This is a genomic window from Pseudomonas sp. ENNP23, from assembly GCF_001728945.1.
GTDB classification, from domain to species: Bacteria; Pseudomonadota; Gammaproteobacteria; order Pseudomonadales; family Pseudomonadaceae; genus Metapseudomonas; species Metapseudomonas otitidis.
Genome location: NZ_LYSP01000004.1, coordinates 83,226 through 102,894, shown reverse-complemented (window position 1 = coordinate 102,894; position 19,669 = coordinate 83,226). Strand labels below are relative to the sequence as shown.

At 62.7% G+C, this 19,669-nt stretch carries 21 protein-coding genes; 18 read left to right on the top strand and 3 right to left on the bottom strand.

Translation table 11 applies throughout. The features are described from left to right. Positions 1-4 precede the first annotated feature (4 nt). The 14 genes from fabG (at position 5) to A9G05_RS03675 (ending at position 11,646) form a co-directional block, all read left to right on the top strand. The gene (gene fabG, locus A9G05_RS03740) at positions 5-748 is read left to right on the top strand and encodes a 3-oxoacyl-ACP reductase FabG (protein WP_044412409.1); all 744 of its coding nucleotides are present in this window, start codon (positions 5-7) and stop codon (positions 746-748) included. A 188-nt stretch (positions 749-936) separates the two neighbouring features. Then, positions 937-1,173: an acyl carrier protein gene (gene acpP, locus A9G05_RS03735; protein WP_016493661.1), complete on the top strand. Its 237-nt coding sequence runs from the start codon at positions 937-939 to the stop codon at positions 1,171-1,173. A gap of 109 nt (positions 1,174-1,282) precedes the next feature. Continuing rightward, positions 1,283-2,527, top strand: coding sequence for a beta-ketoacyl-ACP synthase II (gene fabF / locus A9G05_RS03730; protein WP_069559690.1), 1,245 nt, complete (start codon positions 1,283-1,285; stop codon positions 2,525-2,527). Next, entirely contained in the window at positions 2,527-3,339 is an 813-nt protein-coding gene (pabC, locus tag A9G05_RS03725) for an aminodeoxychorismate lyase (RefSeq protein WP_069559689.1), read from the top strand. The genes fabF and pabC overlap by 1 nt, the downstream gene beginning before the upstream one ends. Positions 3,340-3,360: 21 nt before the next feature. Next, the gene (gene mltG, locus A9G05_RS03720; protein ID WP_240923254.1) at positions 3,361-4,398 is read left to right on the top strand and encodes an endolytic transglycosylase MltG; all 1,038 of its coding nucleotides are present in this window, start codon (positions 3,361-3,363) and stop codon (positions 4,396-4,398) included. Then, a complete protein-coding gene (gene tmk, locus A9G05_RS03715; RefSeq protein ID WP_069559687.1) occupies positions 4,395-5,027 on the top strand; it encodes a dTMP kinase in 633 nt (210 codons plus the stop codon). The genes mltG and tmk overlap by 4 nt, the downstream gene beginning before the upstream one ends. Continuing rightward, the gene (locus tag A9G05_RS03710; protein WP_069559686.1) at positions 5,020-6,006 is read left to right on the top strand and encodes a DNA polymerase III subunit delta'; all 987 of its coding nucleotides are present in this window, start codon (positions 5,020-5,022) and stop codon (positions 6,004-6,006) included. Before tmk ends, A9G05_RS03710 begins: the two co-directional genes overlap by 8 nt. A gap of 34 nt (positions 6,007-6,040) precedes the next feature. Continuing rightward, positions 6,041-6,397, top strand: coding sequence for a PilZ domain-containing protein (locus A9G05_RS03705; protein ID WP_044412389.1), 357 nt, complete (start codon positions 6,041-6,043; stop codon positions 6,395-6,397). A 58-nt stretch (positions 6,398-6,455) separates the two neighbouring features. Continuing rightward, complete coding sequence (locus A9G05_RS03700) at positions 6,456-7,241, top strand: TatD family hydrolase (protein ID WP_069559685.1); 786 nt, start codon at positions 6,456-6,458, stop codon at positions 7,239-7,241. A gap of 562 nt (positions 7,242-7,803) precedes the next feature. Continuing rightward, the gene (locus A9G05_RS03695; RefSeq protein WP_069559684.1) at positions 7,804-8,442 is read left to right on the top strand and encodes a TetR/AcrR family transcriptional regulator; all 639 of its coding nucleotides are present in this window, start codon (positions 7,804-7,806) and stop codon (positions 8,440-8,442) included. 85 nt (positions 8,443-8,527) lie between these two features. After that, the gene (locus tag A9G05_RS03690; RefSeq protein ID WP_069559683.1) at positions 8,528-9,496 is read left to right on the top strand and encodes a GTP 3',8-cyclase MoaA; all 969 of its coding nucleotides are present in this window, start codon (positions 8,528-8,530) and stop codon (positions 9,494-9,496) included. 25 nt (positions 9,497-9,521) lie between these two features. Further along, positions 9,522-10,409: a radical SAM protein gene (locus A9G05_RS03685; protein ID WP_069559790.1), complete on the top strand. Its 888-nt coding sequence runs from the start codon at positions 9,522-9,524 to the stop codon at positions 10,407-10,409. Between the two features lie 63 nt (positions 10,410-10,472). After that, positions 10,473-11,075, top strand: coding sequence for a DUF4823 domain-containing protein (locus A9G05_RS03680; protein WP_069559682.1), 603 nt, complete (start codon positions 10,473-10,475; stop codon positions 11,073-11,075). A 10-nt stretch (positions 11,076-11,085) separates the two neighbouring features. After that, on the top strand, positions 11,086-11,646 hold the full coding sequence (locus A9G05_RS03675; RefSeq protein WP_069559681.1) for a DUF1285 domain-containing protein: 561 nt from the start codon (positions 11,086-11,088) through the stop codon (positions 11,644-11,646). 57 nt (positions 11,647-11,703) lie between these two features. On the opposite strand, the gene A9G05_RS03670 is transcribed toward A9G05_RS03675, so the two are convergent. Further along, positions 11,704-13,368, bottom strand: coding sequence for an electron transfer flavoprotein-ubiquinone oxidoreductase (locus A9G05_RS03670; RefSeq protein WP_069559680.1), 1,665 nt, complete (start codon positions 13,366-13,368; stop codon positions 11,704-11,706). Positions 13,369-13,690: 322 nt separating this feature from the next. Here A9G05_RS03670 and A9G05_RS03665 point away from each other — a divergent pair, with 322 nt between their 5' ends. Together A9G05_RS03665 and A9G05_RS03660 are read left to right on the top strand one after the other, a co-directional pair. Continuing rightward, positions 13,691-14,440, top strand: coding sequence for an electron transfer flavoprotein subunit beta/FixA family protein (locus tag A9G05_RS03665; RefSeq protein ID WP_069559679.1), 750 nt, complete (start codon positions 13,691-13,693; stop codon positions 14,438-14,440). Next, a complete protein-coding gene (locus A9G05_RS03660; protein ID WP_069559678.1) occupies positions 14,441-15,370 on the top strand; it encodes an electron transfer flavoprotein subunit alpha/FixB family protein in 930 nt (309 codons plus the stop codon). A gap of 207 nt (positions 15,371-15,577) precedes the next feature. Here A9G05_RS03660 and A9G05_RS03655 read toward each other — a convergent pair whose 3' ends face one another. Beyond that, a complete protein-coding gene (locus tag A9G05_RS03655) occupies positions 15,578-17,128 on the bottom strand; it encodes a beta (1-6) glucans synthase (protein ID WP_069559677.1) in 1,551 nt (516 codons plus the stop codon). Between the two features lie 115 nt (positions 17,129-17,243). Continuing rightward, on the bottom strand, positions 17,244-17,465 hold the full coding sequence (locus A9G05_RS03650) for a DUF2061 domain-containing protein (RefSeq protein ID WP_069559676.1): 222 nt from the start codon (positions 17,463-17,465) through the stop codon (positions 17,244-17,246). Between the two features lie 222 nt (positions 17,466-17,687). Between A9G05_RS03650 and A9G05_RS03645 the strand changes: the two genes are divergently transcribed. Then, positions 17,688-17,999, top strand: coding sequence for a DUF485 domain-containing protein (locus A9G05_RS03645; protein ID WP_069559675.1), 312 nt, complete (start codon positions 17,688-17,690; stop codon positions 17,997-17,999). After that, complete coding sequence (locus A9G05_RS03640; protein ID WP_069559674.1) at positions 17,996-19,663, top strand: cation acetate symporter; 1,668 nt, start codon at positions 17,996-17,998, stop codon at positions 19,661-19,663. The genes A9G05_RS03645 and A9G05_RS03640 overlap by 4 nt, the downstream gene beginning before the upstream one ends. Positions 19,664-19,669: the final 6 nt, after the last annotated feature.

Sequence of the window (19,669 nt, the reverse complement as noted above, 5' to 3'; positions counted from 1 at the left end):
GACCATGAGTCTGCAAGGTAAGGTCGCACTGGTTACCGGCGCGAGCCGTGGTATCGGCCAGGCCATCGCCCTGGAACTGGGCCGCCAGGGTGCCGTCGTCATCGGCACCGCCACCACGCCGGGCGGCGCTGAGCGCATTGCCGAGTACCTGAAGGAGCACGGCATCGAAGGGGCCGGCCTGGTTCTGGATGTCAGCAGTGATGAGTCCGTCGCCAGCACGCTGGAGCACATCCAGCAGCATCTGGGGCAGCCGCTGATCCTGGTGAACAATGCCGGCATCACCCGCGACAACCTGATGCTGCGCATGAAAGACGACGAATGGTTCGACGTCATCAATACCAACCTGAACAGCCTGTTCCGCTTGAGCAAGGCAGTTCTGAGGGGCATGACCAAGGCGCGCTGGGGCCGCATCATCAACATCGGCTCCGTGGTCGGTGCGATGGGCAACGCCGGCCAGGCCAACTACGCCGCTGCCAAGGCCGGTCTAGAGGGCTTCGGTCGTGCGCTGGCCCGTGAAGTGGGCTCTCGCGCCATCACCGTCAACTCCGTTGCCCCTGGCTTCATCGATACCGACATGACCCGCGAACTGCCCGATGCGCAGCGCGAGGCTCTGTTGACCCAGATTCCGCTGGCTCGCCTCGGCCAGGCCGAGGAGATTGCGAAGGTGGTCGGATTCCTCGCTTCCGATGGTGCTTCCTACGTCACAGGAGCTACCATTCCGGTGAACGGTGGGATGTACATGAGCTGAATGTGACGAATCCCCCCAGGAAACTGTCATACGAGCTGTCTAAAATCCGGTACTTGAGTGCAATTGGGTTCTGGACGGCTCCTGACGGGGCCTGAAGGGGTTCGGAGTCCTGCTTGAAAAGCAGAAAACCCTTTCTATACACTGCAGCCCAAGCTGCACGGATTTTTCCATAGGAGTGAAAACAAGGTATGAGCACCATCGAAGAACGCGTCAAGAAGATCGTCGCCGAGCAACTGGGCGTCAAAGAAGACGAAGTCACTAACAGCGCTTCCTTCGTTGAAGACCTGGGCGCCGACTCCCTTGACACCGTTGAGCTGGTGATGGCTCTGGAAGAGGAATTCGAGACCGAGATTCCGGACGAGCAAGCCGAGAAGATCACCACCGTTCAGGAAGCCATCGATTACATCAACGCTCACGCGCAATAAGTAATCGTCGGTTCCCCGACCTGGAAAAGCCGCACGACCCTGAAGGTCGTGCGGCTTTTCTTTAAGCGGTTTTTGTCGCCGATCAGCAACATGTAAAAAGGAGAGCGCTGTGTCGCGTAGACGCGTCGTGATCACAGGTATTGGCATGCTGTCGCCCTTGGGTAACAACGTTGCCGACAGTTGGCAAGGCATCCTGGCTGGCCGCAGTGGCATCGGCCTCATCGAGCATATGGATCTGTCGGCCTATGCCACCCGTTTCGGCGGTTCGGTCAAGGGCTTCGATGTTGAGCAGTACCTGTCGGCCAAGGAAGCACGAAAGCTCGACCTGTTCATCCAATACGGCTTGGCTGCCAGTTTCCAGGCGGTGCGCGACGCTGGTCTGGAAGTGACCGATGCCAACCGCGAGCGCATCGGCGTAGCCATGGGCTCGGGCATCGGTGGCCTGACCAACATCGAGAACAACTGCCGTTCGTTGATCGAGCAGGGGCCGCGGCGCATTTCGCCGTTCTTCGTTCCAGGCTCGATCATCAACATGGTGTCCGGCTTCCTGTCGATCCACCTGGGAATCCAGGGGCCGAACTATGCCATCGCCACTGCATGCACCACCGGCACCCACTGCATTGGCATGGCGGCACGCAACATCGCCTATGGTGAAGCGGATGTGATGATCGCCGGCGGCTCCGAGATGGCGGCCTGTGGCCTCGGCCTCGGCGGCTTCGGTGCGGCCCGTGCGCTGTCCACCCGCAACGACGAGCCGACCCGCGCGAGCCGTCCGTGGGACAAGGGGCGCGATGGCTTCGTGCTGTCGGATGGTGCGGGGGCGCTGGTGCTTGAAGAACTGGAGCACGCCCGTGCCCGTGGCGCCACCATCTATGCCGAGCTGGTCGGCTTCGGCATGAGTGGCGATGCCTTCCACATGACCTCTCCGCCGGATGACGGCGCCGGTGCCGCGCGCTGCATGCGCAATGCCCTGCGTGATGCCGGTCTGAATGCGGACCAGGTGCAGTACATCAATGCCCATGGCACCTCGACGCCGGCCGGTGACCTGGCGGAAGCCGCTGCCGTTAAGAGTGTCTTCGGCGATCACGCCTACCGTGTTGCGGTGAGCTCGACCAAGTCGATGACCGGTCACCTCCTGGGTGCTGCCGGGGCCGTTGAGGCGATCTTCAGCGTGCTGGCGATCCGCGACCAGGTGGCTCCACCGACCATCAACCTGGAGGAGCCGGACGAAGGCTGCGACCTGGATTTCGTGCCTCACCAGGCGCGCTCTATGCCCATCGACGTCGTCCTGTCCAACTCCTTCGGCTTCGGCGGCACCAACGGTTCCCTGGTGTTCCGTCGCTTCGAGGGTTGATGGACGACTGGATCGATGGCCGGCCGGCCGCCTCCCTTCCCATCAGGGATCGCGGCCTGGCCTACGGCGATGGACTGTTCGAGACCATCGCCGTTCGCCGGGGCGTTCCAAGCCTGTTGGAGCGTCATCTGGCGCGCTTGGCTGAAGGCGCGCGTCGACTCTTCCTGTCCCTGGATCTGGAGACCGTTCGTAACGAGCTCCTGGCATTCTCCGCCGAATTGGGGGAGGGCGTCGCAAAGCTCATCGTCACCCGGGGTGATGGCCTGCGCGGCTATGCACCCTCCAGCGGCCCTGCTCGTCGCCTGCTGATGGCCAGTCCATTACCTGCCTACCCGTCGGTATGCGCTGAGGAGGGCATTGAGCTCTTTTCCTGTTCTACCCGCCTGGCCGAACAACCTTTGCTGGCAGGCCTCAAACATTTGAACCGGCTTGAACAGGTGCTCGCGCGCGCCGAGTGGAGCGACCCTCGTTATGCGGAGGGGCTCATGCGGGACCATTCGGGCCGGTTGATCGAGGGCGTGTTCAGCAACCTCTTCCTGGTGCGTGATGAGCAGTTGCTGACGCCGGATCTGCAGCGCTGTGGCGTGCGGGGCGTCATGCGCGCGGCGTTGCTGGACTTGGCTGTCGCCGAGGGTGTCAAAGTCCAGGTCCGCGACATCGCCTTCGACGAACTGGCGTTTGCCGACGAGGTCTTCACCTGCAACAGTCTTTATGGCATCTGGCCGGTGCGTGCATGCGGCGAGCATGTCTGGTCGGTGGGGCCGCTCACCCGTAAACTGCAGCCCCTTGCCCTCGCCCAACTGGATTGCTGATTCGTGATACGCAAATTGCTCATGCTGCTGCAGGGTGGCCTGTTCCTCGCTGGCCTCTTGCTGGCGTTCGCGGGTTGGCAACAGCATTTGGCTCTTAGCCAGACCCTCAATCTTGGCGAGGAACGTCTGCTCGACGTGCCGAACGGCGCCACGCCCGGTGGTGTGCTCAATCGACTGGAAGAGCGGGGTGTCATCCACAGTGCCTTCTGGTTGCGCCAGTATTGGCGTTTCAACCTTTCCGGTCAGGCCCTGCACAGCGGTGAGTACCGCATGACCCCTGGCATGACTGCCGAAGGGTTGCTCGGGCTCTGGCAGCGAGCCGAGGTCGTCCAGTACAGCCTCACCTTGGTCGAAGGCTGGAACTTCCGCCAGTTGCGTGCCGCGTTGGCCAAACAGGCCAGACTGGAGCAGACCCTAGCGGGTTCCAGCGATGAGGAGGTGATGAGGCGCCTCGGCCTGGAAGGCAAGCATCCTGAGGGGCGGTTCTTCCCCGATACCTACCGTTATGTCCGCGGTATGCGAGACATCGATCTGTTGCGCCAGGCTCACCAACGGTTGGAACGGGTTCTGGACGAGGAGTGGCAGTCCCGTGCCCAGGGCTTGCCCTACAAGAACGCATATGAGGCGCTGATCATGGCCTCGATGGTGGAGAAGGAAACCGGGGTACCGGAGGAGCGCGGGCAGATCGCTGGCGTATTCATCCGTCGGCTCCAGCAGGGCATGCTGCTGCAGACTGACCCCACGGTGATCTACGGCCTGGGTGAGCGGTATACCGGCAAGATCACCCGTGCCCACCTGCGAGAGGCCACTCCTTACAACACCTATGTCATTGCCGGAATGCCGCCAACACCCATCGCCATGGTCGGGCGCGAGGCCATTCACGCGGCGCTGAATCCGGTGGAAGGCAAAAGCCTCTACTTCGTCGCCCGTGGCGATGGCAGCCACGTATTTTCGGAGACCCTCGAAGCGCACAACAAGGCGGTCCGTGAGTTCCAGCTCAACCGCCGTGCGGACTACCGCTCGAGTCCCGCTCCCGTCAGCAAGAAGGACACCCCATGAACGGCCTGTTCATTACGCTCGAAGGCCCTGAAGGGGCCGGCAAGAGTACCAATCGCGACTTCATCGCCGCCCGCCTGCGCGAGCGTGGCGTTGAAGTCCTGCTAACCCGCGAGCCCGGTGGTACGCCGCTGGCCGAGCGTATCCGCGAGCTACTGCTGGCGCCCAGTGACGAGTCGATGGCGGTGGATACCGAGCTGCTGCTGATGTTCGCCGCACGCGCCCAGCACCTGGATCGTGTCATTCGTCCAGCCCTCGAGGCTGGGCAGGTGGTGCTGTGTGACCGGTTCACCGACGCTACCTACGCCTATCAGGGGGGAGGGCGGGGGGTGTCGATGGCGCGTATTGCTGAACTGGAACGCTTCGTCCAGGGCAGCCTGCGTCCGGACCTGACTCTGGTGTTCGACCTGCCGGTGGAAGTGGGCCTCCAGCGTGCAGCGGCTCGAGGTCGGCTGGATCGCTTCGAGCAGGAGGATCGCAGCTTCTTTGAAACCGTCCGACAGACCTATCTGGAGCGGGCGGACCAGGCGCCCGAGCGCTACCGGGTGATCGACGCGGCGAAGCCCCTTGCTGATGTCCAGCGTTACCTGGATACCCTCTTGCCTGAACTGCTGGAGCGTTGCCATGGCTGAGGCCTACCCCTGGCAGGATTCGCTTTGGCAGCACCTGGCCGGACGCACGCGTCATGCCCACGCCTACCTTCTGCATGGGCCGGCAGGCATCGGTAAGCGCGCGCTCGCCGAACGCCTGATGGCTCGGTTGTTGTGCCAGCAACCTTCGGGAAACGATGCCTGTGGCCAGTGCAAATCGTGCTTCCTGCTTGCCGCGGGTACTCACCCTGACAACTACGTGCTGGAGCCCGAGGAGATCGACAAGGCGATCCGTGTCGATCAGGTGCGAGACCTGGTGGATTTCGTCGTGCAGACCGCTCAACTGGGTGGACGCAAGGTCGTACTGCTCGAGCCGGCCGAGTCCATGAACCTGAACGCAGCCAATGCCTTGCTCAAGAGCCTTGAGGAGCCCTCCGGCGACACCGTGCTGTTGCTCATCAGCCACCAGCCGAGCCGCCTGCTGCCCACCATCAAGAGCCGCTGTGTGCAGCAGGCGTGCCCGTTACCAGGCGAGGCCGAGAGTCTGACCTGGCTCGCCCGAGCGTTGCCCGACAGTGATGCTGCGACTCGCGCGGACCTGTTGGCTCTGGCCGGCGGCTCGCCCTTGACCGCACTGCGTCTGCACGGACAAGGCGTGCTGGAGCAGCGTGCCCAGGTGGTGGAGGGGGTTAAGAAACTGATCAAGCAGCAGGTCGGTGTCAGCCAACTGGCCGAAGGCTGGAATGCGGTGCCGCTGGTATTGCTGTTCGACTGGTTTTGCGACTGGGCCCAGTTGATGCTGCGTTACCAGTTGACGCAGGACGAGGCGGGACTGGGGCTGGCAGACATGCGCAAGGTCGTCCAGTACCTGGCAGACAAATCCTCCCAGGCCAAGGTGCTGGCGATGCAGGAGTGGCTCCTGCAGCAGCGGCAAAAGGTGCTGGGCAAGGCCAATCTCAACCGTGTCTTGCTTCTCGAAGCCTTGCTGGTGCAGTGGGCAAGCTTGCCCGGACCGGGCTAGAATCGCCCACTGAGCCAGCCAGCAGGAACGCCGAATGAGTCTCCCACCCAATCTAGGCCCGCGTAACGGGATCCTGTCCCTGACGATCAAGGACAAGTCCGTGCTTTACGCCGCCTACATGCCGTTCATCAAGAACGGTGGCCTGTTCATTCCCACCAACAAGAGCTACAAGCTCGGTGACGAGGTGTTCATGCTGCTGAACCTGATGGATGAGCAGGAGAAGATCCCGGTGGCGGGCAAGGTGGTGTGGATCACCCCGAAGGGCGCCCAGGGCAACCGGGCTGCCGGCATTGGTGTGCAGTTCAACGATGGCGACACCACTGCCCGCAACAAGATCGAGACCTACCTGGCCGGTGCGCTGAAGTCTGATCGCCCCACCCACACCATGTAATCCCCGGCGCCGCCGACGGGCGGCGCTTCCCTGTATCCCTCCAGTGGCACCCCGCACCATGTTGGTCGACTCTCATTGTCATCTTGATCGCCTTGATCTGGCTGCCCATGGCGGCTCGCTTGACGCAGCACTCGACGCGGCTCGCGCCCGAGGTGTTGGGCAATTCCTCTGCATTGGCGTGAGCGCCGACAACGCTGGCGCAGTCAAGGCCCTGGCCGACCGCTACGGTGATGTGCACTGCTCGGTCGGTGTACACCCGCTGGATCTCGCGCTCGGTCAGCCCCCAGCCCTGGACTGGTTGCTGCAGGAGCTTGACCACCCGCGTGTGGTGGCCATTGGCGAGACCGGGCTCGACTATCACTACGAGCCGGAAGCAGCGGAGCTCCAGCAGCAGGCTTTCCAGTTGCACCTTGAGGCTGCGCGGATCACCGGCAAGCCGGTCATCGTTCATACCCGCGAGGCGAGGGCGGACACCCTCGCCCTGCTGCGCGAAGCCGCGCTGCCCCAAGCGGGCGTGTTGCATTGCTTCACTGAGGACTGGGACATGGCCCGCGCTGCACTCGACATCGGCTTCTACATCTCCCTGTCGGGGATCGTCACCTTCCGCAATGCCGAGGCGCTGCGTGAGGTTGCTCGCCAGGTTCCAGCCGATCGGCTACTGGTAGAGACCGATTCCCCCTACCTGGCACCGGTGCCCCACCGGGGCAAGGCAAACCTGCCGCAGTATGTGCGCGAGGTGGCGGAGTTCCTGGCAGAGCTGCGGGGTGTGTCCTATGACGTGCTGGCCGAGCAGACCACGGCCAACTTCTACCGCCTGTTCCCGCTGGCGCAGCCGGCTGCCTGACGCGCGGGCAAAAAAAACCCGGGTTCTGGGGGATGAATCCGGGTCAAGACCATTAGGAGTAAACAAAGTACGCGATCCTCAGTACTTTGGCCGGTGGGGCACTTGGGGGAGATGCCGCACGCCGGTAAAGGGAAGTATTGGCCAATATCCCCGAGCGTCCAGAGAAGATCGGTCGTTTTTTAAACAGATTTGGAATACCCCCGTCCCCGCTGAGTCCCCCCTGTTCCTGCCTACCGTCTTGCATGTCGCAGCCCCGAAAGGGTGAGGGTAATGTGACTTTTTCCCTTTTATCGGACTTGCTATGGGCGTTTAATTGCCTGGCGTCGCCTTATAGATTGCTGATCGTATCTGGTCGATTTGATGTCTGGATGGCTTGATGGCGTTTCGTTCGGAAGGGGCGGAAGCCTTCTGGGTCGTGCTTTACAGCCATCTGGCTGCGTGACGGCTACCGCCTAATATGCTCGGCTGGGTGTCGGCAATACGCTCATAGTCGGATGTTCCGTGCATTTTGTCGGCATTTAGGCATAATACGCGGCTTGATTTTTGACCCTATAGTCCCTTTATGCAGAAAGAACCCCGTAAAGTCCGTGAGTTTCGCCGCCGCGAGCAGGAAATCCTCGATACCGCGCTCAAACTGTTCCTTGAGCAGGGCGAGGACAGCGTCACCGTCGAGATGATTGCCGACGCAGTGGGTATCGGCAAAGGCACGATCTACAAGCACTTCAAGTCCAAGGCGGAGATCTACCTTCGCCTGATGCTGGACTACGAGCGCGACCTGAACGAGCTGCTCCACTCGGCGGACGTTGACCGCGACAAGGAAGCGCTGTCCCGCGCCTATTTCGAGTTCCGCATGCGGGACCCGCAGCGCTACCGGTTGTTCGACCGCTTGGAAGAAAAAGTGGTGAAGAACAGCCAGGTGCCCGAGATGGTGGAGCAGTTGCACAAGATCCGTGCGTCCAACTTCGAGCGCCTGACCCAGTTGATCAAGGGACGTATCGCCGAAGGCAAGCTGGAGGATGTTCCGCCGTACTTCCACTATTGCGCGGCTTGGGCGCTAGTGCATGGCGCCGTTGCGCTCTACCACTCGCCCTTCTGGAGCAACGTTCTGGAAGACCAGGAAGGCTTCTTCCAGTTCCTGATGGACATTGGCGTGCGCATGGGCAACAAGCGCAAGCGTGACAATGAGTCGCTGTCCGGCTGAGTGATGGACGCCTGCTGGGCGCCGAGCCATGGGACGAGCTCGGGGCCCGGCGATATACTGCGCTACCCCCTCCTTGGAGCGTCCCGTGATCGTCGATCGACAAGGCAGGCGGTTTCGCAACCTGCGCATCAGCCTCACTGCCGCTTGCAACTACGCCTGCACCTACTGCGTACCTGACGGCAAGCGCTTGGTCGCCGCCCATGACGAGTTGTCTGCCGATGCGCTGGTGCGCGGTGTGGCTTACCTGATCGAAGCAGCGGGCATCGAGCGATTACGCATCACCGGCGGCGAGCCCCTGGTCAGCCCCAAGCTCGAAGCCTTTCTGGATGGCATCGACCAGCTCGGCCTCGATGACGTCAGCCTGACCACCAACGGCCAGTTGCTCTCCCGCAAGTTGCCCGCGCTGCTTGCCAGTGGCATCCGCCGCCTCAATGTCTCCCTGGATACCCTTGACGCCGATGCCTTCCGCCGGATCGCCAGGGGAGGGGACCTGGCGTCCGTGCTTCGTGGAATGGATGAAGCGGCCGCTGCCCGGGTCAGGATCAAGGTCAACATGGTGCCGCTGCGGGGTCAGAACCTCGACCAGGTGCTGCCCCTGCTGGAGTACTGCCTGGCGCGCGGTTTCGAGCTGCGCTTCATCGAGCTGATGCGCATGGGGCATCTGGCCCGCGACGCCGCCGGCTTCCAGCGTCAGTTCGTCGGCCTGGATGAGTTGCTGGCCGCCATTGGTGAGCGGTACGCCTATGTTCAGGCCGATGCGCCGGTGGACGCGACGGCGTTGCGCTATGAGATCCCGGGACGCGGCCACTTCGGGGTGATCGCCAATGAGAGCGTGCCCTTCTGCCGAACCTGTTCGCGCCTGCGCCTGTCATCCACGGGCTGGCTGCATGGCTGCCTGTCCTCCAGCAATCGCCACTATGTGGGGGACTTGCTGCACAAACCCCGTCACCAGGCACTCCCTGCACTGCAGCGGCTGCTCGTCAGCGCGTTGGCAGACAAGCAGGATGTCGCCTTCTCCGGTGGTGTGACGGTCATGAAGATCATTGGCGGCTGATGGCCGCCTCGGCGAGAAACAGCCCATGAGCTTTCCCGTTTCCTATATCGAACCCGTGTTCCGACCGCCCAGCGAGGCGAACTCCCTGATCCTGCCGGTGACCAACGGCTGTTCGTGGAACCAGTGCACTTTTTGCGAGATGTACACACAGCCCCAGAAGAAATTCCGGGCGCGTGACGAAACGCAAGTGCTGGAGGAAATCCGCCGCTGCGGCGAGCAGCTGATCGTCCAGCGGGTATTCCTGGCCGATGGCGATGCGCTGGTGCTGCCGACTCACCGCCTGCTGACGATCCTCCGCGCGATTGCCGAACACCTGCCGGAGGTGACGCGCGTCTCCAGCTACTGCCTGCCGAGGAACTTGCGTCGCAAGTCGGTCGAGGAGCTGAAGGAGTTGGCCGATGCAGGCTTGGGGATGGTGTATGTCGGTGCCGAGTCGGGGGACGACGAGGTGCTGGCCCGGGTCAACAAGGGTGAAACTGCGGCCTCGACCCGCGATGCCTTGCTGAAGCTCGGCGAGGCTGGCATCAACCGTTCGGTGATGATCCTCAACGGGCTGGGCGGAACGGTGCTCAGTGGCCAGCATGCTGATCATTCAGCGCAGTTGATGAACGAGACCCAGCCCGAATTTCTCTCCACGCTGGTAGTCAGCTTTCCCATGGGGGATGACCGCCTACGGTCGCGTTTCGAGGATTTCCGTCCCCTTGATCAGATCGGCCTGTTCCGCGAAGTCGAGCGGATGCTGGAGGGGTTGGAGCTGCACGACACGGTCTTTCGCAGTGACCATGCGTCCAACTACCTGGTCCTCAAGGGGCAGTTGGGAGCGGAAAAGCCGCGCCTGCTGGAGCAGGTGCGCCAGGCCATCGCTGCGCCAGAGCGCGCCAATCTTCGCCAGGAATGGCAGCGCGGGTTGTGATGGCGCGGAACCTGCATTTCATACCGCCAGTGCCGGATTTACGTCGTTGGACGGAGGAACGTTATGCATAGGCTGATGGTGTTGCTGGTGATCGTGGCGTTGGGTGGCTGCATGAAGGTGAGCGACCTGGCCCTGGGCGCCCGGGACCACATGAGCGATGCGGGCCTGCTGGACCACAGCGAGACTCGCCGTGCCAATACGTGGCGCCTGCAGGCGGACTCCCTCATCTATATCGCCCAGAGCGCCTTCGTGCCGGAGAACGGCACCCATACTCGGCCGAACGTGGTGGCGGAGGAGACGTTCCGGGGCTTCGTCGAGTATTTCCCCATGGTTCGTCGCGCACGCCAGCCAGTGAGCCTGGAGCAGGCGATGAGCGAGGCGCGGGCGGTTGGGGCGAACTACCTGCTGTATACGCGCTTCGCCGATGCGGATGACCGGATCGGCACGCTGGAAGAGTGGGAGGACCAGGAAGCGGTAGACCGACTCGGCGTCGACAACGGTGTGATCCAGCTGATGCTGATCGAGACCAACACCCGTTACCTGGTGGATACCGCACGGATCACCAACCGCGGTGGGTTGTTCACCTTCTATGACCAGAAGCCCGAGGACCTGATCGGTCCGCCCCTGAGAGAGTATGCGCGCAGCCTGTTGGGGCTGAGCCGCTGAGGAGGATTTCATGAGCGACACAGGCAAGGCAGGTGATCTGCTGGCACAGCTGCCCAAGGGAAAGGGGTTGCCGCCTGTGCACCTGTGGAACCCCGATTTCTGCGGCGACATCGACATGCGCATCGCCCGGGACGGGACCTGGTACTACCTCGGTTCGCCCATCGGGCGGAGGCCGATGGTGCGGCTGTTCTCGTCCATCATCCGCCGCGACGGTGACGACTACTTCCTGGTGACACCGGTGGAAAAGGTGGGCATCACCGTCGAGGACGCGCCCTTCGTTGCAGTAAGTGTCGAGGTGGGCGGGGAGGGCGAGCGGCAGGTGCTGCGCTTCGTCACGCATGTCGAGGACGAGGTGGAGGCCGGCGCCGAGCATCCCATTCGCGTGGTGATCGATCCGCTCACCCAGGAGCCTTCGCCCTATGTGCATGTGCGGGCCAACCTGGAGGCGTTGATACACCGCAATGTCTTCTACCAACTGGTCGAGTTGGCGGTGGTGCGCGAGATCGATGGGCGTCGCTGGCTGGGCGTGTGGTCGGGCGGGGAGTTCTTCCCGATCGGCGAAGAGCCTTGATCGGCCTTCCCGCAAGCAACAAAAAAGGCCCCTTGGGGCCTTTTTTGTTTGTGGCGATTACATGTTGGGGTAGTTCGGGCCGCCTGTGCCTTCCGGGGCAACCCAGGTGATGTTCTGCGCCGGGTCCTTGATGTCGCAGGTCTTGCAGTGGACGCAGTTCTGGGCGTTGATCTGGAAGCGCTTGTTGCCGTCTTCCTGGGTCACCACCTCGTATACGCCGGCCGGGCAGTAGCGTTGGGCAGGCTCGTCGTACAGCGGCAGGTTCTTCTCGAGCGGGATGCTCGGGTCGGTGAGCTTCAGGTGGCAGGGTTGTTCCTCTTCATGGTTGGTGTTGGAGAGGAATACCGAGGACAGCTTGTCGAAGCTGATCTTGCCGTCCGGCTTCGGATAGTCGATGCGCTGGGACTGGGCGGCGGGCTTCAGGCAGGCGTAGTCCGGCTTGTTGTCACGCAGGGTGAAGGGAATCTTGCCGCCGAACCAGTTCTGGTCGATGTAGTTGAATGCACCGCCGACCAGGGCGCCGTACTTGTGGATGGCAGCGCCGAAGTTGCGGCTGCAGAACAGCTCGTCGTACAACCAGCTGGACTTGAAGGCATCGACGTAGCCGGTCAGCTCGTCGCCACCTTCCTTGCCGGCGGCCAGGGCGGCAGCGATGGCCTCCGCAGCGAGCATGCCGGACTTCATGGCGGTGTGGCTGCCCTTGATCTTGGCGAAGTTCAGGGTGCCCAGATCGCAGCCGATCAGCGCGCCGCCCGGGAAGACCATCTTCGGCAGGGAATTCAGGCCGCCCTTGCAGATGGCGCGGGCACCGTAGGCGACGCGCTTGCCGCCTTCCAGGTATTGCTTGATCACCGGGTGGTGCTTGTAGCGCTGGAACTCGTCGAACGGCGAGAGGTAGGGGTTGGCGTAGGACAGGTCGATGATCAGGCCCACGACCACCTGGTTGTTCTCCAGGTGATAGAGGAAGGAGCCGCCCGTGTTCTCGGTGCCCATGATCTCCATCGGCCAGCCGGCGGTGTGCACCACCAGGCCCTGCTCATGCTTGGACGGGTCGATGTCCCAGATTTCCTTGATGCCGATGCCGTAGTGCTGGGCGTCTGCTTCGGAGTCGAGGTTGTACTTCTTGATCAGTTGCTTGCCGATGTGGCCACGGCAGCCTTCGGCGAACAGGGTGTACTTGGCACGCAGTTCCATGCCAGGGGTGTAGTAGCCTTCCTTCGGGTTGCCTTCACGGTCGACGCCGAGGTCGCCGGTGACGATGCCGCGAACCACGCCGTTCTCATCGATCAGCGCTTCCTGGGCGGCGAAGCCCGGGTAGATCTCGACGCCCAGACCTTCGGCCTGCTGGGCCAGCCAGCGGCACAGGTTGCCCAGGGAGATGATGTAGTTGCCCTCGTTGTGCATGGTCTTGGGCACGAAGAGGTCGGGGATCTTGATCGCGCCTTCGGCATCCTTGAGCATATAGATGTCGTCGCGCTTGACCGGCGTGTTCAGCGGAGCGCCCAGCTCCTTCCAGTCAGGGAACAGCTCATTGAGCGCGCGGGGTTCGAAGACTGCACCCGAGAGGATGTGGGCGCCGACTTCGGAACCTTTCTCGACCACGCACACGCTGATCTCCTGACCAGCTTCGGCGGCCTTCTGCTTCAGTCGGCATGCTGCGGACAGGCCAGATGGGCCGGCGCCGACGATGACGACGTCGAATTCCATGTATTCGCGTTCCACTGTCTATCTCCTCAAGGCTCTCTTCGATGTTTTATGTGGGAGGGCTAGGCTCGATCCCTGACCAGAGCTGGCGCATTATATCCACACCCTTTGGCGGGTCCAATACAAACGTTTGTTTGAATTTTGTCAAAGCCTGATAGGATAAGGCTCTGCGGCTTATGACTGGGTGTTTTTCCGTATTGACCGGTTTGGGTGTTACGGTCAAGATACGGGCGGTTTTGCGCTCGCCGTATGGGCTGACCGTCGGTTCCGGCCGATGAGCATCACCCGCCAGGTTCGCCTTGGCGACATTCTTATTTCACCGGAGAGTAACGAGGAATCCATGAAGGTTCTTGTAGCTGTCAAACGAGTGGTCGACTACAACGTCAAGGTCCGCGTCAAGGCGGACAACTCCGGCGTCGACCTCGCCAACGTCAAGATGTCGATGAACCCCTTCTGCGAGATCGCTGTCGAAGAGGCCGTGCGTCTGAAGGAAAAAGGCGTCGCGACCGAAATCGTCGTCGTCACCATTGGCCCGAACACCGCTCAAGAGCAGCTGCGTACTGCCCTGGCCCTCGGTGCTGACCGCGCCATTCTGGTCGAGTCGGCCGATGAACTGAACTCCCTGGCCGTCGCCAAGCTGCTGAAAGCCGTCGTGGACAAGGAGCAACCCCAGCTCGTGATTCTCGGCAAGCAGTCCATCGACAGCGACAACAACCAGACTGGCCAGATGCTGGGCGCCCTCACCGGTTTCGCTCAGGGCACTTTCGCCTCCAAGGTCGAAGTCGCCGGCGACAAGGTCAACGTCACCCGTGAGATCGACGGCGGCCTGCAGACCGTGGCCCTGAACCTCCCGGCCATCGTCACCACCGACCTGCGCCTGAACGAGCCGCGCTACGCTTCGCTGCCGAACATCATGAAGGCCAAGAAGAAGCCGCTGGACGTGGTTACCCCCGACGCCCTGGGCGTTTCCACCGCCTCCACCGTCAAGACCCTGAAAGTAGAAGCGCCTGCTGCCCGCAGCGCCGGCATCAAGGTCAAGTCCGTGGCTGAACTGGTCGAGAAACTGAAGAACGAGGCGAAGGTAATCTAAATGGCTATCCTGGTTATCGCTGAACACACTAACTCCGCCCTAGCCGCCGCTACCCTGAACGTAGTGACCGCTGCCCAGAAGATCGGCGGCGACATTCACGTCCTGGTTGCCGGTTCCGGCGTTGGCGGTGCTGCCGAAGCGGCTGCCAAGGTTGCTGGCGTTTCCAAGGTACTGGTTGCTGACAACGCGGCTTTCGCCCATCAGCTGCCGGAAAACGTCGCGCCTCTGATCGCCGAACTGGGCAAGGGCTACAGCCACGTCCTGGCTGCTGCCACCACCAACGGCAAGAACTTCCTGCCGCGCGCTGCTGCGCTGCTGGACGTCGACCAGATCTCCGAGATCATCGCCGTTGAAAGTGCCGATACCTTCAAGCGTCCGATCTACGCCGGTAACGCCATCGCCACCGTGCAGTCCACTGCTGCCATCAAGGTGATCACCGTTCGTACCACCGGTTTCGATGCCGCTGCTGCCGAAGGTGGCTCCGCCGCCATCGAAGCCGTAGGTGCTGCCAACGACGCTGGCAAGTCCGCCTTCGTGGGCGAAGAGCTGGCCAAGTCCGACCGTCCCGAACTGACCGCAGCCAAGATCGTGGTATCCGGTGGCCGTGGCATGGGCAACGGTGACAACTTCAAGCACCTGTACGCCCTGGCCGACAAGCTGGGCGCTGCCGTTGGTGCTTCCCGCGCCGCCGTCGACGCCGGCTTCGTGCCGAACGACATGCAGGTCGGCCAGACCGGCAAGATCGTTGCCCCGCAGCTGTACATCGCCGTGGGCATCTCCGGTGCCATTCAGCACCTGGCCGGCATGAAGGACTCCAAGGTCATCGTCGCCATCAACAAGGACGAAGAAGCCCCGATCTTCCAGGTGGCTGACTACGGCCTGGTGGCTGACCTGTTCGAAGCCGTACCCGAGCTGGAAAAGCTGGTCTGATCCCGCTGCCCCAGTCGTGAAAAAGCCCGCCTCCTGGCGGGCTTTTTCATGCCTGCATGATTCCTGGCGGCAACCATCCCGACCTGTCTCCTGAAGTCTGCATGTCCTTGCCTGCTTCGAGCTGCGGTCCACTGTAGTCCCGAGGGCTGTCGGCCGGATAACAAAAAGCCCGCCATAAGGCGGGCTCTTCGAGCGGTCCAGCCGGTGTCAGCGTGTCAGCTTCAGGCTGCGAACCATCGCCAGGGTCATCAGCAGGGCGGTGGCAGCCCAGCCGATGGCCTGGATATTGCCCAGGGTTTCCTCGACGAGCTGGGGAATGATACCCAGGCCGATCATCAGGGCCAGCAGCAGTGTCTCGCGGCGCGAGGCGCTGACCGGGCGAGCGAGATAGAACAGCGCCGGCAGCAGCAGTGCTGCGCTGGGGAAGCTGCGGTAGCGCGCATCGAACACCAGGCCCAGCATCAGTACCGCGCCGACGAAGCCGGCACCGAGCAGCCACCAGCCGCCACGGGCTTCCAGCCAGGCGAACAGGCGTTCACGCGCTGCACCCCGGGCGGACAGGCTCAGCACGCCGTGGGCCAGCACCACCAGGTTTAGCACCACGATGGCGGCGGCCCAGGCCCACTCGCCGGCATAGCGTGCGGTCACGCGGGTCAGCTCGGCCCACATGCCGATGCTGCCGGCACCCAGGGCGGCCAGCAGCGGCATCAGCCAGGCAGCGCGTACCGAGGCAGGGCGGCCACCCAGGGCCATGGCAACCAGGAACAACAGGGCGCTGGCGCCCAGCCAGTTCGGCCAGTGGGGGAGGTTGGAGACCGGCCCGGCCAGGACGCCCTTCTCGGTGCGGTCAGCGCTGAACAGGCCCCAGTAGCCGCCCACCGCGCCTTCGCTGACGCGCTTCCAGGGCTGGTCGAAGGCTTCGATCAGGTTGTAGCGCCAGCCGTTCTCCTCGGCCATGTGGACGAAGCCACGGATGAACTTGGCCTCGTTCACGCGGCTGGGCAGGGCGGTTTCGCGCTGGCGTCCCTCGCTGGGCCAGCCGGTCTCGCCGATCAGGATGTCCTTCGGCGCAAAGCGCTTGCCGAAGTCCTCGCGGATCTCGCCGACATGGGCAAGAGCCTCGTCGATGCCCGCCGGATCATCTTCCCAGTAGGGCAGCAAGTGGATGGTGAGGAAGTCCACCGTCGGCGCCACCTCGGGATGGCGCAGCCAGAACTCCCACACATCGGCGTAGGTCACCGGTTGCTTTACCCGGGCTTTCACTTCGGTGATCAGCTTGGCCAACTGGGTGCCGGTCACTTCCTTGCGCAGCAGGGTCTCGTTACCGACGATCACCGACTCGACCACGTCCGGGTTGGCGTTGGCGGCTTTCACCAGGGCATCGATTTCCTTGCCGGTGTCCAGCGCGTTGCCGTTGACCCAAGCGCCGAGCATCAGCTTCAGTCCGTGCTTGCGGGCCAGCTCCGGTATGGCCTCGAGGCCGGTCATCGAATAGGTGCGCACGCAGTGGAAGCGTGTCGCCAGCAGCGCCAGGTCGGCATCCATGCGTTCGGGCCGCAGGACGAACGGCTGGTCGAACGGCGACTGGTCCTTGTCGAAGGGGCTGTAGGACGCGCACTGCAGCTTGTGGGTTGGCGTGGCGGCGTCCGGCAGGATTACCGGCTTGCCCTGGCTGTACCAGAGGCCGGCAAGCGACAGCAGGGCGATCAGCGATGCGAACAGGTAGGGAAACAGGGGGAATCGGCTGGTTGGGCTCATTGGATGTGTCGCGACTGGCGGCAAAGCGCCGAATCTTAGCGGATTCACACCCCGCGTAGGAATGTGCCTTTCCTCGCGGTCCGCCCGGGCCGGTGTCCAGCCGTTACCGTCAGTGTCAGGCGTGGCGATGGGCCCAGCTCGCAATGCCGTTCTCGCCACCGATGCCACGGGCTTCCAAGCGCTTCCAGACTTTCTCGTGCAGGTAAAAACCCACCGAGTTCACCAGGGGTTCCACCAGGGCCACCAGGCCGCCGACCGTCACGCTGCCAGTGAGCAGGTAAGCCACGGTGAAGGCAATGCCGAAGTGCATGAGGGTGAAGGTCATGGTCTTGAGCATGATGGCGCTCCCGGTTGCGAATGATTCATGTTCGCTAGGCTAGTGACCCTGCGATACGAAAGGAAATTCAACGCAGGAATGGTGGCGATAGCCCGGATCAATCAAGGGCGTACGACCTTCGTCTAGAAAGCGGCGGCGCTACGACTAAGGTCGTCTGTCACCCGTGCATGGTCGATCTAGAGTTGCTTTCACCACCCATGTGCTGTGGAGGACAACAACAAAATGAACGACAGCATTTACCAACGGATTCACGAGAATCCGCGCTTCCAAGAACTGGTGACCAAGCGTGAACGTTTCGCCTGGTTGCTCTCTGCCATCATGCTCGGCCTCTACCTGGCCTTCATCCTGCTGATCGCCTTCGAGCCGCAAGTCCTGGGCACGCGCCTCAGTGCTGACTCGCCCATCACCCTCGGCATCCCGATCGGCGTCGGGATCATCCTCACCGCCTTCGTCCTGACCGGCATCTACGTACGCCGCGCCAATGGCGAGTTCGACCGGCTGAACCAGGAAATTCTCAAGGAGGCGCAGCAATGAGCGCGCGTATTCTCTCGCTTCTTGCCGCTGCGGGCCTGATGGTCGCCGCGCCGGCACTCTGGGCAGCCGGTGCCATCGAAGGCGATGTGCAGCGTCAGCCGGTGAACGTGTCCGCGATCGTCATGTTCGTGGCCTTCGTCGGCTTCACCCTCTGCATCACCTACTGGGCCTCCAAGCGCAGCAAGTCGACTGCCGACTTCTACACCGCCGGCGGCAGCATCACCGGCTTCCAGAACGGCCTGGCGATTGCCGGCGACTACATGTCCGCCGCGTCCTTCTTGGGCATTTCCGCGCTGGTATTCACCTCGGGCTATGACGGCCTGATCTACTCCATCGGCTTCCTCGTCGGCTGGCCGGTGATCCTGTTCCTGATCGCCGAACGCCTGCGCAACCTCGGCAAGTACACCTTCGCCGACGTCGCCTCCTACCGCCTGAAGCAGAAGGAAATCCGCACCCTGTCCGCCTGCGGTTCGCTGGTGGTGGTGGCCTTCTACCTGATCGCGCAGATGGTCGGTGCCGGCAAGCTGATCGAGCTGTTGTTCGGCCTGAACTACCACGTCGCCGTGGTCCTGGTGGGTATCCTGATGGTCTGCTACGTGTTGTTCGGCGGCATGCTGGCCACCACCTGGGTGCAGATCATCAAGGCCGTGATGCTGCTGTCCGGCGCCTCGTTCATGGCGATCATGGTGCTCAAGCATGTCAACTTCGACTTCGCAGCCCTGTTCAGCGAGGCCATCAAGGTCCACCCGAAAGGCGAGGCCATCATGAGCCCCGGCGGTCTGGTGAAGGACCCGATCTCGGCCATCTCCCTGGGCCTGGCGCTGATGTTCGGCACCGCTGGCCTGCCGCACATCCTGATGCGCTTCTTCACCGTGAGCGATGCCAAGGAAGCCCGTAAATCGGTGTTCTTCGCCACAGGCTTCATCGGCTACTTCTACATCCTGACCTTCATCATCGGCTTCGGCGCCATCCTGCTGGTCAGCACCAACCCGGCCTTCAAGGACGCCACCGGCGCCCTCGTCGGCGGCAACAACATGGCTGCGGTGCATCTGGCCAACGCCGTGGGTGGCAGCCTGTTCCTCGGCTTCATCTCCGCGGTTGCCTTCGCCACCATCCTCGCGGTCGTGGCAGGTCTGACCCTGGCCGGCGCCTCGGCCGTGTCCCACGACCTGTACGCCTCGGTGTTCAAGAAAGGCAAAGCCAACGAGAAGGATGAGCTGCGCGTCTCGAAGATCACCACCCTCGCACTGGGCGTCCTGGCCATCGGCCTGGGCATCCTGTTCGAGAAGCAGAACATCGCCTTCATGGTGGGCCTGGCCTTCTCCATCGCCGCCAGTTGCAACTTCCCGGTGCTGATCCTTTCCATGTACTGGAAGAAGCTGACCACCCGTGGTGCCATGATCGGCGGCTGGCTGGGTCTGGTAACGGCCGTCACGTTGATGATCCTCGGCCCGACCATCTGGGTTCAGATTCTCGGCCACGCCGAAGCCATCTACCCCTACGAGTACCCGGCCCTGTTCTCCATCCTGGTGGCCTTCGTCGGTATCTGGTTCTTCTCCATCACCGACAAATCCACCGCGGCTGATGAAGAGCGTGCACGCTTCTTCCCGCAGTTCGTCCGCTCCCAGACCGGCCTGGGTGCCAGTGGCGCCGTCGCCCACTGATCGCTC